At 60.6% G+C, this 13,504-nt stretch carries 10 protein-coding genes; 5 read left to right on the top strand and 5 right to left on the bottom strand.

Annotated elements, in window-relative coordinates:
* The first annotated feature begins 4 nt into the window (after positions 1-4).
* Together HV670_RS13870 and HV670_RS13865 are read left to right on the top strand one after the other, a co-directional pair.
* The gene (locus tag HV670_RS13870) at positions 5-1,018 is read left to right on the top strand and encodes a DUF2955 domain-containing protein (protein ID WP_175105365.1); all 1,014 of its coding nucleotides are present in this window, start codon (positions 5-7) and stop codon (positions 1,016-1,018) included.
* A 262-nt stretch (positions 1,019-1,280) separates the two neighbouring features.
* Positions 1,281-2,225: a hypothetical protein gene (locus tag HV670_RS13865; protein ID WP_175105364.1), complete on the top strand. Its 945-nt coding sequence runs from the start codon at positions 1,281-1,283 to the stop codon at positions 2,223-2,225.
* 17 nt (positions 2,226-2,242) lie between these two features.
* Here the strand turns inward: HV670_RS13865 and HV670_RS13860 are convergent, their stop codons facing one another.
* A complete protein-coding gene (locus HV670_RS13860) occupies positions 2,243-4,012 on the bottom strand; it encodes a SulP family inorganic anion transporter (protein WP_175105363.1) in 1,770 nt (589 codons plus the stop codon).
* A gap of 92 nt (positions 4,013-4,104) precedes the next feature.
* Entirely contained in the window at positions 4,105-5,526 is a 1,422-nt protein-coding gene (locus tag HV670_RS13855) for a DUF2252 domain-containing protein (RefSeq protein ID WP_175105362.1), read from the bottom strand.
* 430 nt (positions 5,527-5,956) lie between these two features.
* Between HV670_RS13855 and aspT the strand changes: the two genes are divergently transcribed.
* The 3 genes from aspT to gad all read left to right on the top strand — a co-directional run bounded on the left by aspT (position 5,957) and on the right by gad (position 10,879).
* Positions 5,957-7,702: an aspartate-alanine antiporter gene (gene aspT, locus HV670_RS13850; protein ID WP_175105361.1), complete on the top strand. Its 1,746-nt coding sequence runs from the start codon at positions 5,957-5,959 to the stop codon at positions 7,700-7,702.
* Between the two features lie 58 nt (positions 7,703-7,760).
* A complete protein-coding gene (locus HV670_RS13845; RefSeq protein ID WP_175105360.1) occupies positions 7,761-9,416 on the top strand; it encodes a bifunctional aspartate transaminase/aspartate 4-decarboxylase in 1,656 nt (551 codons plus the stop codon).
* An 83-nt stretch (positions 9,417-9,499) separates the two neighbouring features.
* Entirely contained in the window at positions 9,500-10,879 is a 1,380-nt protein-coding gene (gene gad, locus HV670_RS13840) for a glutamate decarboxylase (protein WP_175105359.1), read from the top strand.
* Positions 10,880-10,885: 6 nt separating this feature from the next.
* Here gad and HV670_RS13835 read toward each other — a convergent pair whose 3' ends face one another.
* The 3 genes from HV670_RS13835 to HV670_RS13825 are packed head-to-tail and all read right to left on the bottom strand — an operon-like array spanning position 10,886 to position 13,467.
* Complete coding sequence (locus HV670_RS13835) at positions 10,886-11,224, bottom strand: hypothetical protein (protein WP_175105358.1); 339 nt, start codon at positions 11,222-11,224, stop codon at positions 10,886-10,888.
* The gene (locus tag HV670_RS13830) at positions 11,224-12,138 is read right to left on the bottom strand and encodes a DUF2950 domain-containing protein (RefSeq protein ID WP_175105357.1); all 915 of its coding nucleotides are present in this window, start codon (positions 12,136-12,138) and stop codon (positions 11,224-11,226) included. Before HV670_RS13830 ends, HV670_RS13835 begins: the two co-directional genes overlap by 1 nt.
* A gap of 12 nt (positions 12,139-12,150) precedes the next feature.
* The gene (locus tag HV670_RS13825; protein WP_175105356.1) at positions 12,151-13,467 is read right to left on the bottom strand and encodes a DUF3300 domain-containing protein; all 1,317 of its coding nucleotides are present in this window, start codon (positions 13,465-13,467) and stop codon (positions 12,151-12,153) included.
* Positions 13,468-13,504: the final 37 nt, after the last annotated feature.

Raw genomic sequence — 13,504 nt, 5'->3', positions numbered from 1 at the left:
GACCATGCAACCCGATTCCCAGCGCCTCAGTTATCGTGCGCTTCGCATTGCTGTCGGTACGGCGCTTTGCCTCGCAGTCAGTTTTGCGCTGGACCTGCCGATTCCGGTCGTCTCGCCGGTGTTTGCCGTCTTCTTGCTCGCGACGCAGAACCGGCCGTTGTCGCTCAAGGCAGGCTTGGCTTTCACGCTGGTCGTGGCGTTGACAACGGGCAGTGGCCTGTTGCTCGTCCCGGTGCTTCGCTATTACCCGGTTGCCGGCGTGTTGCTGATCGGTATCACACTCTTTCTCGCTTTTCGCTATGGTTTGCGCAGCGGGAATAATCTGGTCGCCACCTTTCTGGTGGCCGGGCTGACGATGGTTTCCGCAGCGGGTACGGCTGACTTCCAGTTGGCCGTGACCGTCGTCGGCGCGCTGGTGAAGGGGCTGTTGCTCGCCGTGCTGGTATCGGGATTGACTCACGGACTGTTTCCCGAACCCGTGAGCGCACGGCCGGAGCCTGCCGCCCGCATCATGCCGGATAACCAGACTAGCCGGATCGCGCTACGCGCTGCGCTCGTCGTCATGCCCGCGTGGCTGCTTGCCATGAGCGACCCCGCTGCTTACATGCCCATCATCATGAAATCCGTGAGCCTCGGCAGACAGAGCTGCGCAACGACGGCCCGGGGTGCGGCGCGCGAGCTGCTCGGCTCTACGTTGCTCGGCGGTTTGCTCGCCATTGTGTTCTGGTTTGCACTCAGGTTCTTCGTGGATCTGTGGATGTTCTTTTTGTGGATGCTGCTATTCGGCTTGCTGGTCGGGCGCAAGTTGTATGGCATCAGCCCGAGCCGATATTCGCCCGGCTTCTGGCTCAACAGCCTCGTCACGATGATTATCCTGCTGGGCCAATCCGTACAGGACAGTGTGGCGGGGAAGGATGTCTACAGGGCGTTTGCAGTGCGAATGGGGCTCTTTCTGGCGGTCACGGTCTACGCGTGTCTGATGCTCCAGATTTTTGAGAACCGGCAACGCGTACGATGACGTCGCACACACTCGTTGTGCAACGTCATGAGATGTCTAAGTGGTCCAGCACATTCTGGTCTGGACGACCGGAAATGTGACGGGCGACGCCAGTCGGATGTCGGTCATCAACCTGGGAAGCAACCTACGCGTCAATTGACAGGAGCGAATGATGCGGCTTCGGACCATTGAGTCGGCTTGCAGTCGACACGGCGATCGGCGAGGACTCCAGGAGAGGACCACCCTCCGGCGGCAGCGGTGGCGTTGCACATTCTGTTGGGGGATGAGTGTGGGTCTGCTCCTTACCTCGTTGCCGTTTCAGGCTCACGCCCAGGGAACACCGGGTCAACTGTCGAGCCGCACCATTGTCGGCGGCAACGTGAAGCAGCACGCCGACGCTGTGCTTGCTGTCATGACCTACACGACAGTCCCCGATGTCACCACCAGTTCGCTCTCGATCAACAATGGTGCCACCGACAACCCAGCCTTCGGTCAGTCGCAACTGGGAGGCGGATTCGCACTCAGCAAGTCCTTTCCGTTATATGTTGAGGGCACGCTTGCCTATAGCCGCTATGACCCGACGTTCATTGCCACGGACGGTGCCGAGCAGCGTCCGTTGCCGACCCGATGGAACACCTTGAGTGGCACGGTCGGTATCGGCTGGGATTTCCGGGTCACCGATGAACTCGTGTTCCGTCCGATTCTCAACGGTACGATCGGACGCGTTTCGAGCGATCTGAAAGTAGGGCAGTCGATCATCAACCGTGTGACGGACAGCGACCTCCAGTTCCTCGAGAACGGGTCGCTGGACGCATATGGCTATGGTGGCTCGCTGATGCTCGACTATGAACACTACCGCGAAGCATACGAAATTGACGCTGAATTGCGCGCGACCGATATCTACCTGCGCAGCTTCGGTGGCTCTTCCGACGCCGTTCAGGGTTCGGCCATGGCGCAGCAGGTGAGCCTGTGGACGCGCTGGCGCGCGCCTACAGGCTGGCACGCCCTGGACCGGCCGATCCGCTATGTGCTGGAATTCGCCTACTCCCGTTACTTCGGTGACAGCGCGGGGGTACTCGGTTTCAACGATCTCACGTCGTTGGGCGTAGGTCTGGAACTGGATAGCAGCACCTATCCCATCGTCATCACCCGCACGCGTGCAGTCATGAGATACGTCTTTGGACACAATGTGCACGGTGTGTCGTTTGGATTTGCCGTGAGTTTTTGAGTCCAGGGAAAGGTCGATCACGACCGCTGTCCGTGGGGGAGAGCCTCTTCGGATGCACTGCCATATTTGTCGAGGTAGTCATCGACTGCACTTCCCACGGTAGGATGGAAGCGCTCATCGCCGATGACGTCGATCAGCCCAAAACGTCTGAGCTTGTCGCGCACGGGATCCTTCATTTCGGCGAAATGAAACGCGATGCTGCGCTCATTCAGTATGCGGCTCAGCTCCCGCAACATGTCGGCGGACGTAACGTCCACGCTGGTCACGGGTTCGGCCGCGACCACCACCCACTTTACGGGCGATGGCGATTCCTCCACGGCTTCCAGTAGGCGCTCCTGGAAGAGTTCGGCGTTGGCGAAGAATAGAGGGGCATCCCAGCGAAACAGCAGGAGCCCCGGGATTCTCGTGGCGTGCGGATAGCGCTTGATGTCGTGATATCCGCGCAAACCTTCGACGCGACCGAGAACGGCGAAATGAGGCCGCCAGCCGTCCCACAGAAATTCGATGATCGCGATCGCCACCGCCATGCCGATGCCCGGAATCGCGCCGAAAACCGCGACACCGGCGAAGCAGGCGAGCGAGAGCCAGAACTCCCATTGCTGGATGCGATAGATGCGCTTGAGGTCCGCGATTTCAAACAGGCCGAGGGCCGCGGCTATGACGACGGCAGCCAATGCACTATTGGGCAGATACCGCATCAGATTCGGCGCTGCCATCAGAAGGGTCGCCACCGCCAACGCGCCGACCACGCCCGTCAATTGCGTCTTCGCACCTGCTGCTTCGGCCACGGGTGTTCGCGAGGAGCTGCTGCTGATCGGGAAGCCCTGAAAGAACCCTGCCGCCAGGTTGGCCGCCCCCAAACCTACCATCTCCTGGTTAGGATCGACGCGACTATGAAAACGTGCCGCGAAGGTTCGCGACAGCACGCTGGTGTCCGCGAACGATATCAGTGCGACCGCGCAGCCACCGAGCAGTATCTTCACCAGATCAGCATCACTCGCCCATGGCAACGCAAAAGTTGGCAGGCCCTGCGGAATCTTTCCGAGCACTTTCACGCCAACGCTATCCAGGTTGAACACGGTGACGCACAGCGTCGCCAGGACGACCGCGATCAGGATAGATGGCAGCTTCTCGAATCGCTTGAGCAACAGGATCAGTACAAGACTCCCCGCGCCCACCGCGAAGCTGTACCAGTTGGCTTTCCCGTCAGCAATGGCATTGACGAGACTCAGGAGGTCTCGCAGCGGTCCCTGCTCGTCAATCGAAATAGCGAAGAGCTTGGGCAACTGGCTGATCAGGACGGCTAACGCGATTCCATTCATATAGCCGTAGCGAATCGGCTTGGACAACAGTTCCGTAATAAAGCCGAGTCGCAATAGTCCCATCACGATACAGAACAGGCCGGAAACAATCGCCATCATGCTGGCCACAGCAATAGCACGCGATGGATCGTTGCTCGCGACTTGTACGACGATGGCAAGTATCGGTGCTGCAAGTGCGGAGTCCGGACCCAGGACGAGAATTCGGCTGGGACCAAAAATGGCATAGGCGAGCAGCGGAACGATCGTCGCGTAGAGGCCATAGACGCCGGGCACTCCCGATGCCTCTGCATAGGCAATGCCGACGGGTACCAGCATGGTGGTCAATACCAGGCCGGCAGCCAGATCCTTTGGCAGCCAACTGGCTTGATACGTCTTGAGCATCCCCAGGCCCGGCAGCCAGCGGAACCATCCCGGCGCCGTGTTTGCCGCTTGCCTGCCTTCAGGGGTTGGCCGATCGGATGACATGTGTCTGATGGAACGCGTGAAAGGATGGGGGCCATCGGCCGGAGGGGCCAGCTTCTCGCACCCGTGCTTATGTGACGGCGTACGATGGACTTTCAGCCATCGGCTTGTGCCTCGATCCGACCTTCCCTGATCGCCCTGATGAATGCCCGATAGTCGCTCCGGTTCTGAGAACTGTATTCAGTCGCGAATTCGCCGACCGCATCGTCGAAGGTCTGCCCGGAACCCATATAGCCGGCAATCATCGGAGCATCACCGGAGCGGGCATGGGCGCGAGCCAGCGCATGCGCGCACATCCTCGCGTATTGTCGTAACAGTCCCGTATCCCAGTCCTCGATGATCGCGGACATCTTCATGTCGCGAAGCTGACGAACGTAGAAATCGCGGCCGTTCATGCCGCGGGTCCATCCGAGAAACACGTCGCTCGCGGACTGCATCATGCGTTGGCCCACGACGACGCGCTGGCCATGATTCGGATGCAGGCTCTTTCCGGCATACGGCTCGAGAACCGAGGCCCGAGCCTCCTTCACTTGAAGGAATAGCGGATCGTTGTCCGAGGCCATGAACAGGCCCACGCCGCACATCGTCCCGACGCTTCCCACGCCGACGACCTTGATTGCGAGGTCGGCCAGGTGGAAGCGGTCAAACAGCGTCCGGATATGTTCGGGCAGGCTCTCGCGATACACGGCGAGGGCTTCCGAATAACCCGACTCAAGTCCGGGAGCCAGGTCCGGAGTCGGGTGGAAAATCAGCGGGGGCTCGTCCTTGATTCTGGGCCGTATTCCTTCGTCGGAGACGAACTTTGGATACACATGCTCAGGTGCCGTTTTGCGCTTTTCCGCTTCGATCCGTTCCGCTATCCGCCTGCGCATCTCCGCCATGACGACAGGATCGGCAGACCGATCCTCGTATTTTTGGATATCGATCCTGTCGTACCAGACCTCGAGCACGCGCATCGATGCGTAGTCGACCATCCGTTCGCGGTATTCGCGCACGAGGTCAGTGGCCACACGTCCGGCGTCGCTGCGCGGAAGCTCCAGGTGTTGCGCCGCAATCACGACACTCGCAGCAAGCCGCTTCAGGTCCCATTCAAAAGGTGCCGGCAATGTCTCATCCAGATCGTTGATGTCGAAGATCACATTGCGCTCCGGCGTGGCGAACCCGCCGAAATTCATCAGGTGGGCGTCGCCGCACGCCTGCACACGAATTCCGCTCGTGGGCGTCGTCGCGAGGTCCGCCGCCATCAGCGAGGCCGAACCACGGTAGAACGCGAAGGGTGACGCCGACATGCGTCCGAGGCGGATGGGGATCAACTGGAGCATACGGCCCGCATTCGCCTCGCAGATGAGTTCGACCGGATCGCGGCGATCCTCCCGCGGCTTCCATCCGGCGTGGGACGTACGCGGCACTTGGTCGCGGAGCGCTCGCCCTTTGGCAGCACGTTCGTCAGCGGATAACTTCGGAATCACGGTTCCGGGCGCAGCGCCCGGGTGCTTCCGCGAAACTGTCTTGTCCATACCGATCCCCTTGGTCCCTTCGTACGGCGCGGACCGACGCGTCCCGAACCGAGCGGCGGATGGTTCGCCCGAACGACAATGCCAGATTCGTCATCGAGTAGTGTAGGCGGCGATCTGCCGGAATGTTGTCTTCATCGCCGCGTCTCGCGCGAGTGATAAAGGTCGAGGCGTTCGCTCTGGATCTATCGGACCAAAGTCCTATTGTCGCGTGACAAGTCGTAAGCCATCCTTTGAGCATGCATATCCATCGGCTGTCGAGTCTGGTCAACGAAAAAGCGAAGGATTGCCGCCAGGTGACACACGCCAGTCTCATCCGGACAAGGTTTCGTATTCCTTCATACGGCGCCGAAAAATAAAGTGAGTTAATGATTCATTTACAGATACCTCTCACATTCTGTGTGATCGGGGGTAACCACAGACGAGGGCTACCATGTCCTGGCTAGCAGACACATTACGGCAGTATCCCGAGATTGCAATATTTCTGTCTCTTGGCATCGGCTACTGGGTTGGCGGGAAGAGCTTCAAGGGTTTCAGTCTGGGTGCCGTGACGGCAACCCTGTTGGTGGCCATTGCGATCGGGCAGCTTCACATCACGGTTTCGCCCAATGTCAAATCGGTTTTCTTCCTGATGTTCCTGTTCGCCGTGGGCTACGGGGTCGGCCCACAGTTTGTGCGTGGTATCGCGAAAGACGGCCTGCCACAGGCACTGTTTGCTGTCGTTCAATGTCTGCTGTGTTTGGCCGCCCCGATTGTCGCGGCGAAGCTGGCAGGCTATGACATAGGATCGGCCGCGGGACTCTTTGCCGGCTCGCAGACGATTTCGGCCTCGATGGGACTGGCGACAGACGCCATCAACCGGCTCGCGCTGCCCCCCGAGCAGGCCAAGGCCTTGCTGGATGCGATGCCCACCGCCTATGCCGTGTCGTATATCTTCGGCACGATAGGCTCGGCGGTGATCCTTGCGACGATCGGACCGAAGCTGCTGCGCATCGACCTGGTCGCAGCATGCAAGGAGTACGAGGCCAGTCTGGGCGGTACCACGGAACTGGGTGGTGTGGGCCAGGCCTGGCACCGGTATGAGCTGCGCGCCTATCGGGTTCAGCCAGAAAGCGTCGTGTGCGGCAAGACGGTGAGCCAGGTTGAAGCACTTCGGCCCGAAGGGACGCGGCTGTTTATTGAGCGCATCAGGCGCGGGGGCGTTATCCACGAGGCAAGCCTGGATTTCGTGCTGCAGTCTGATGATCTGGTTGCGGTAGCCGGCCCCCGCGAGCAGCTGCTTTCGGCGCTCGGGGCAGGGGGCACGACTTCCGGCAACGGCGGTGACTCGTTCGTCCCGGTCCGCAAGGGGAGAGCGGTGGAAGTCGACGACCCGGAACTGCTGGCAGTACCGGTAGAAGGGGTGGACGTGTATGTGACCAGCAAGGAAGTGGAGGGAAAGACCTTGCAGGAACTCGCCGGCTTGCCGCTTGCGCGAGGCGTCTTTCTCAGGAAGATCAAGCGAGGCCCCACGGAAACGCAGATTCCCATTTTGCCAAGCACAAAGCTGCAACGGGGCGACACGATAACGATCGTCGGACGCACGCAGGACACGAGCGCCGCCGCGAAAGTGCTCGGTGTACTGGATCGACCGACCAACCTGACAGACGTGGCGTTCGTCAGCCTGGCAATTACCGTTGGCGCGATGGTGGGCGCCATCGTCATCCATGTCGCCGGCATTCCGATCACGCTGTCGACTGCCGGTGGCGCACTGATAGCGGGCATCGTGTTTGGCTGGCTGCGGGCGATACACCCCACCTTCGGCCGTATCCCGGAGCCTACGGTCTGGTTCATGAACTCGGTCGGACTCAATGTGTTCATCGCCGTGGTCGGCCTCACCGCGGGACCCGGCTTCGTTGCCGGCCTGCAGAACCTCGGTGTCAGCCTGTTCTTGTGGGGCATCTTCGCCACCACCATTCCACTGATCCTTGGCATGTTCATCGCGCGCTATGTGTTCCGCTTCCATCCCGCCATCCTGCTGGGCGTGTGTGCCGGAGCGAGAACCACGACGGCGGCATTGGGGATGATCTGTGACTCTGCGAAGAGTCAGATCCCGGGACTGGGATACACCGTGACCTACGCAGTCGGCAACACGCTCCTGACTATCTGGGGCATGGTGGTCGTGATGATTCTGAGTTAGCCCGCAGGCATCGGTGCCGCCGAGGTCCGGCCGCAAAACCAAGTTCTGGAGGAAGCACATGTCCAAGTCGGAAAAGATGGAGGCCGGGAAGGCCGCAAGGCTCGCGGCACTCAGTCCGTTTGAGTTCAAAGACGAATTGATCAAGGCGGCGGGCGGTGGCGCGGTTCAGCGACCGGCGAACCTTTCGATGCTCAATGCCGGCCGCGGCAATCCGAACTTCGTCGCGACCATTCCGCGCCATGGCTTCTGGCAACTCGGTCTGTTTGCGATGCGCGAAGCGGAGCGTTCGTTTGCCTATATGCCGGAAGGGCTCGGCGGCTTTCCGAAGCGCGACGGGCTGGCCGAGCGGTTCGAACTGTTCCTGCGCGAGAACAAAGGCGTGCCGGGCATCGACTTCCTGGCGAGCGCCGTGTCGTATGTGCGCGATCAGCTCGGATTGTCAGAGGGCGACTTCCTGTATGAGATGTGCGAGGGCATTCTCGCCTCGAACTATCCGGTGCCGGACCGGATGCTGAAATTGTCCGAGATCATCGTCGGGCAATATCTGCGGCGGGAGATGATCGGCAGGCATCCGTTCGTCGGCGAATTCGACCTCTTCGCCGTTGAGGGCGGTACCGCGGCGATGACCTATATCTTCAACACGATGCGTGAAAACCGGCTGATCAAGCCCGGCGACACGATCGCGCTCGGCATGCCGATCTTCACGCCATACATCGAGATTCCGCGGCTCAACGACTATCAACTGAATGTCGTGAATCTGAACGCCGGCGTCGAAAGCAACTGGCAGTACTCGAAGAAGGAACTGGACAAGCTGCGCGACCCGAAGGTGAAGGCGTTCTTCCTCGTGAATCCCAGCAATCCGCCGTCGGTGAGAATCAGCGATGAAAGTCTTCAGCAGATCGCGGATATCGTCAAGGAACGACCTGATCTGATTCTGCTGACCGACGACGTATACGGCACCTTCGCCGATGACTTCGTTTCGCTCTTCGCGCTCGCGCCGAAGAATACGATTCTCGTGTACTCGTTTTCGAAGTACTTCGGCGCGACCGGCTGGCGACTCGGCACGATTGCGACGCATCGCGACAACGTGCTCGATCGCCTGATCGCCGAATTGCCGAAGGACGTGAAGAAGGAACTGCACACGCGATACGAGTCGATCACGACGGAGCCGGACGAGCTCAAGTTCATCGACCGGCTCGTCGCCGACAGTCGCACGGTCGCGCTGAACCATACGGCCGGCCTGTCGACGCCGCAACAGGTGCAGATGGTGCTGTTTTCGCTGTTCTCGCTGATGGACACGCCCGATTCGTACAAGTGTGCGTTAAAGCGCCTGATCCGCAATCGCAAGCGCGTGCTCTATGAAGAGATCGGCATTTCCTTCGAGGACGACGATCCCAATCAGGTCGATTACTACACGATCCTGGACATGGAGTTCCTCAGCGAGCGCGCGTACGGCCGCGAATTTGTCGAGTGGATCATCAAGAATACCGAGCCATCGGAGTTGCTCTTCAGGCTGGCCCGCGAAGCGCGCGTCGTACTCCTGCCCGGACGCGGATTCGGCACGCCGCATCCGTCCGGACGTGTGTCGCTCGCCAATCTGAACGAGTCGGATTACCGAAAGATCGGGCAAGCCATCCGGACACTGCTTGCCGACTATGTCGATCGTTACAACAACGCGACCGGCAAGAAACTCGACAAGAACAAGGTCTTATAGACATCAGGCCCTGGATAGTCTGGCGATCCTGCCAACTGCTCACGCCTTCGTAAGAAACTTCTTTTCACGATGAGGAGCGCCGGATGAGTACGCCAATCGAGAAGATCACGCCTTATGACGAATTCAACTACTCGATCCCGGAGGACGAGTTTCCGAAAGACGGAATGTCCGCACGTGCAGCGGCAGCAGTTGCCATCAGCGCCGAATGGACCGATGCGAACCCCATGCTGAACATGTCATCGTTCGTGACCACGTGGGCTGAACCGGAGGCCGCGGAGACGGCAAAGCGAAACATATTCAAGAACTACATCGACCACGACATGTATCCGCAGGTGTTCGCGATGGAAACGCGGATGGTGAAGTGGCTGCATCAGCTCTGGAACGGCCCCAAGGGCGTGGAGCCCTACGGTACGGCAACGGTGGGCTCCTCCGAGGCGTGCATGCTGGCCGGTCTTGCGCACAAGTGGAACTGGCGGCAGAAGCGGGAAAGGGAAGGAAAGGACGCGAGCAAGCCCAATATGGTGACGGGCGGAAACGTGCAGATCGTATGGAAAAAATTCTTTCGCTATTTCGACGTCGAGCCGCGCATCGTGCCTTTGCGGCCGGGGAACTATCGATTGACGGCGGAAGAGCTCGACAAGTACGTCGATGAAAACACAATCGCCGTCGTGGCGATTGCCGGGCAGACCTTCACTGGCGAGGACGACGACATCCAGGGCATTCATGACTGGCTTGACGCCTACGAGAAGAAAACCGGCATCGCGATTCCCATGCATATCGACGGCGCATCGGGCGGCTTTGTCAATCCGTTTCTGTACCCCGACTACAAATGGGACTTCCGGTTGCCGCGCGTGCAGTCGATCAATGCCTCGGGACACAAGTATGGCCTTGTGCCACCCGGCCTTGGGTGGGTCATTTTCCGCGAACGCAAGGTGTTCAACGAGGACCTTGTCTTCTATGTCAATTATCTGGGCGGCGAAATGCCAACCGCGACGCTGAACTTCAGTCGCAACGCCTTTCAGGTCGCTGTTCAGTACTACATGTTCCTTCGGCTCGGCTTCGAAGGCTACAGGAGAGTCATGCAGCATACGCTGGACAATGCGATCGCGTTACGAGAGATCCTTGTCAAGAGCGAGTACTTCACTGTCATGAACGAGGCGCAGCGGATACCCGTGGTAGCGGTGACGCTCGCCAAGAGAATCAAGAATTTCAACGAATTCGATGTATCGAACAAGGTACGCGAGAAAGGCTGGGTGCTCTCGGCTTACTCTATGCCGCCAAACGCCGAGGAGGTGACGAGCCTGCGGGTGGTGGTCCGGCCGCACATCAACCGCAATGTGGCGGAGCTTCTCGCGAACGACATTGTCAATGCCTGCGACTTCCTCCAGACACACGGCGGAAACGCTACGCCGCCGGCGTTGCACGCGCATGCGGAGGAGAAGACTACGGCAACTAAATGTTGAGAACTTTTATCGTCCCATACGACGGTCGTAGCTGCGCGAGATGCGCTGAAGCAATGTCGGGTCGCGTCCGTCACTGGAGTCGAACTGCACCCGTACGCTGCCATCGGTCTGCTGGCGCACGCTGGCCGTCACGATGCTTCTGTCGAAATTTCCAACGACGGTGCCGTTCGCCGGGTCCTGGACGGTGATAGCCAGTCCTTCGTCGCGCATGGCACCTGCCGCGGCGGCGAACGAGCGATCGTAGCTGGCTGGCGTCATCACGACGGTGCCGGCCGGGGCGGTGTAGTAAGTGCATGCCGATAGCGCGACGAGGGCGCCGCAGGCAGCGGCGAGCAGAAGGCGCATCAAGGTGACACCTTTGCCCACCCGGGGCCGGGGTCGAATGACTTCATCGCCGCCGCCTTCGCCGCGCCGTCGGGGCCAAGATCACGCTCGTAGACCTGCCCCACGTGACTGACCATGAAGCTCTTGATGCCGGTATCCCCATAGCGAACTGGCCAGGCAATGACGGCGAAGCCGCCAAAGAGCTTGCCGTCTGCGATATAGCTGTACGCCCCGCCAGGGGCGTGAGGGCCTTGCGAGGTGAGCAGCTTGTAATGGTAGCCGTAGTAGCCGGCCTGCCCGGCCTTCGCGCCCGCCGTCACGAAGGCGGCCCCAAGCGGGCTTGGCTTTTCATCAGGACCAGTCGGCCAGTACAGGCCGTCCCGCTTGCCAGGCGAACTCGATAGCTTCTTCGCATAGGCGAGCACGCCACTGCCGTCGTGGTCGGTCTCGGCATATTCGCGCTGCGCATCGTAGACCGCCAGCATCGTCTGCATGACGGCAAGCTCGTTGCGTCCGATGCGGCGCAAGCGCATTTCCTCGGCTCCGGCGCGCGTGTCGAAATGCCAGCCTTTGGCCGATTTCACGAGAGGGATGGGAAGCGTCCAGCCATCGTTGCCCACCGTGATATCGGCACGTTCGCTGTCCGTCGCCTGAACGGCATGTGATGTGTTCCAGGCCGTCAGAAAGCGGCTCCGGGCCTCGGCACCCACGGGCGGGATGAGTGTCCGAAAGTCGGCACCCAGCAATTCCTTCAATGTTGCCTCGTCGTCTTTCGCAACAGCATTGCCGAGCGAAGTCATGGCTTCTTCAGGCGACTTGAAGTCCTTCTGCGCCCAGGCAGCAAGCGGCGACCCGAGGCTGAGTGCCAGCGCAACGGCGACCGAACTGCTGATAGCGGCGTACCGGGCCGCCGGAAATCGTAGTAGTGATTTCATGCTCGTGCCTCCCTAGCGCCTGCCACGTCCGCCACCGCCCGAGCGCATCCCGCCCCCGCCGCTCGGTCTGCTGAAGCTCGAAGACTGCGCGCTGGATTGTCCTCGGTTGAAGTCCCGCTGCGAGGCACCCCCGCCGCCTACACCCTGGAAGGCATTGTCGCGGCCGCCTCCGGTACTCGCGCGGTCTGCTCCCGCGCGATTGCTGACACCGGCGGTATTCGCTCCACCAGCGCGATTGCTGACGCCGGCTGCATTCCCTCCACCGCCGCGGTCGCCCATACCGGCGTTGTTCGCTACACCACCGCGGTCGCCTACACCGCCTCGGTCGCCTACGCCGCCTCGGTCGCCTACACCACCTCGGTCGCCTACACCACCTCGGTCGCCTGCGTCACCGGTGCGGCCACGGAAGTCACCGCGCGCGTCGGCGCCGGAGACATTCTTTGCATACTTCTCGCGGGACGCGTTGTCGCGGTAGGCGACACCCTGGCGATGGCTCGCGTCATGCTGCCACTTGCCACCCTGAACATTGGTGCGATCAAAGTTGCGATCGATATTGACGGCCTTGTTGACGTTGATATTCACGTCCCCACCCCCCCAGTTGCAGTTGCCGAAGACGGCTCCCGCTGCGGCGAGGCCAACGCCCCAGGCAAATCCGGTGGCGAGCGCGGCGCCGGGATAATAAGCCGGGTACGGTGCCCAGTAGTATGGAGGATAGGTCGGATAGCTCCACGCGCCGTACACGACCGTCGGGTTATAGGCTGGCACGTAGATCACCTCCGGGTTCGCCGGTTCGATGCGTACGATGGTCTGTGTGGCCTGCCCGCCAGCCGGCGCAGGTTCCGTGATCACTTTCTGTTGCTCATTGGACTTCAGGTTGCCCGATTGCTCAGCACGCGCGCGCAGTCGCTGCACCGCAGCGAGCACGTCGCTTTCCTGCGCGAGGAAGGCGTCGCCAAGCTTCTGGGTCCAGTCGAGCTTGTCATTCATGGGCTCGAGCACCTGCGGAAAGGCGACAAGCGATTTCACGCTGATATCCCAGGGCTGGTCCTGTACTGCCTTCACCGCGGCATCGCCTTTGATGTTCGGATTGGCCTTGACCCAACGCGCGGCATGCACGATTTCGAGCGGATAGGTCGAGGCCATCAGAACCTGAGACAAGACCGAGTCCGGATAGAGCGCGATCGGTGCAACCAGCGCCTCGAGCTCCTCTGGCTTGAAGGTCGGCTGCTGCGGTGGACTCTGGGCGCTCACGCCGCTCGAAACCATCATCGCTACAACAAGGAACCCCATGCACACCGCTTGCGACAGTCTTTCACTCCACCGTTTCATGACTGCTCCTTCCAACTGATCACGATGCCAGGTGGTG

This window comes from Pararobbsia alpina, assembly GCF_902859895.1.
Classification (GTDB): domain Bacteria; phylum Pseudomonadota; class Gammaproteobacteria; order Burkholderiales; family Burkholderiaceae; genus Pararobbsia; species Pararobbsia alpina.
The sequence above is the reverse complement of the archived record's forward strand: the minus strand, read 5'-3'. Positions and strand labels throughout refer to the sequence as shown.

Excerpts from the sequence above, each read along its gene's own strand:
- HV670_RS13870 (WP_175105365.1), top strand. The coding sequence starts at position 5 with ATGCAACCCGATTCCCAGCGCCTCAGTTATCGTGCGCTTCGCATTGCT.
- HV670_RS13855 (WP_175105362.1), bottom strand. The coding sequence starts at position 5,526 with ATGGACAAGACAGTTTCGCGGAAGCACCCGGGCGCTGCGCCCGGAACC.
- aspT (WP_175105361.1), top strand. The coding sequence starts at position 5,957 with ATGTCCTGGCTAGCAGACACATTACGGCAGTATCCCGAGATTGCAATA.
- HV670_RS13845 (WP_175105360.1), top strand. The coding sequence starts at position 7,761 with ATGTCCAAGTCGGAAAAGATGGAGGCCGGGAAGGCCGCAAGGCTCGCG.
- gad (WP_175105359.1), top strand. The coding sequence starts at position 9,500 with ATGAGTACGCCAATCGAGAAGATCACGCCTTATGACGAATTCAACTAC.
- HV670_RS13825 (WP_175105356.1), bottom strand. The coding sequence starts at position 13,467 with ATGAAACGGTGGAGTGAAAGACTGTCGCAAGCGGTGTGCATGGGGTTC.
- HV670_RS13830 (WP_175105357.1), bottom strand. The coding sequence starts at position 12,138 with ATGAAATCACTACTACGATTTCCGGCGGCCCGGTACGCCGCTATCAGC.
- HV670_RS13865 (WP_175105364.1), top strand. The coding sequence starts at position 1,281 with ATGAGTGTGGGTCTGCTCCTTACCTCGTTGCCGTTTCAGGCTCACGCC.
- HV670_RS13835 (WP_175105358.1), bottom strand. The coding sequence starts at position 11,224 with ATGCGCCTTCTGCTCGCCGCTGCCTGCGGCGCCCTCGTCGCGCTATCG.
- HV670_RS13860 (WP_175105363.1), bottom strand. The coding sequence starts at position 4,012 with ATGTCATCCGATCGGCCAACCCCTGAAGGCAGGCAAGCGGCAAACACG.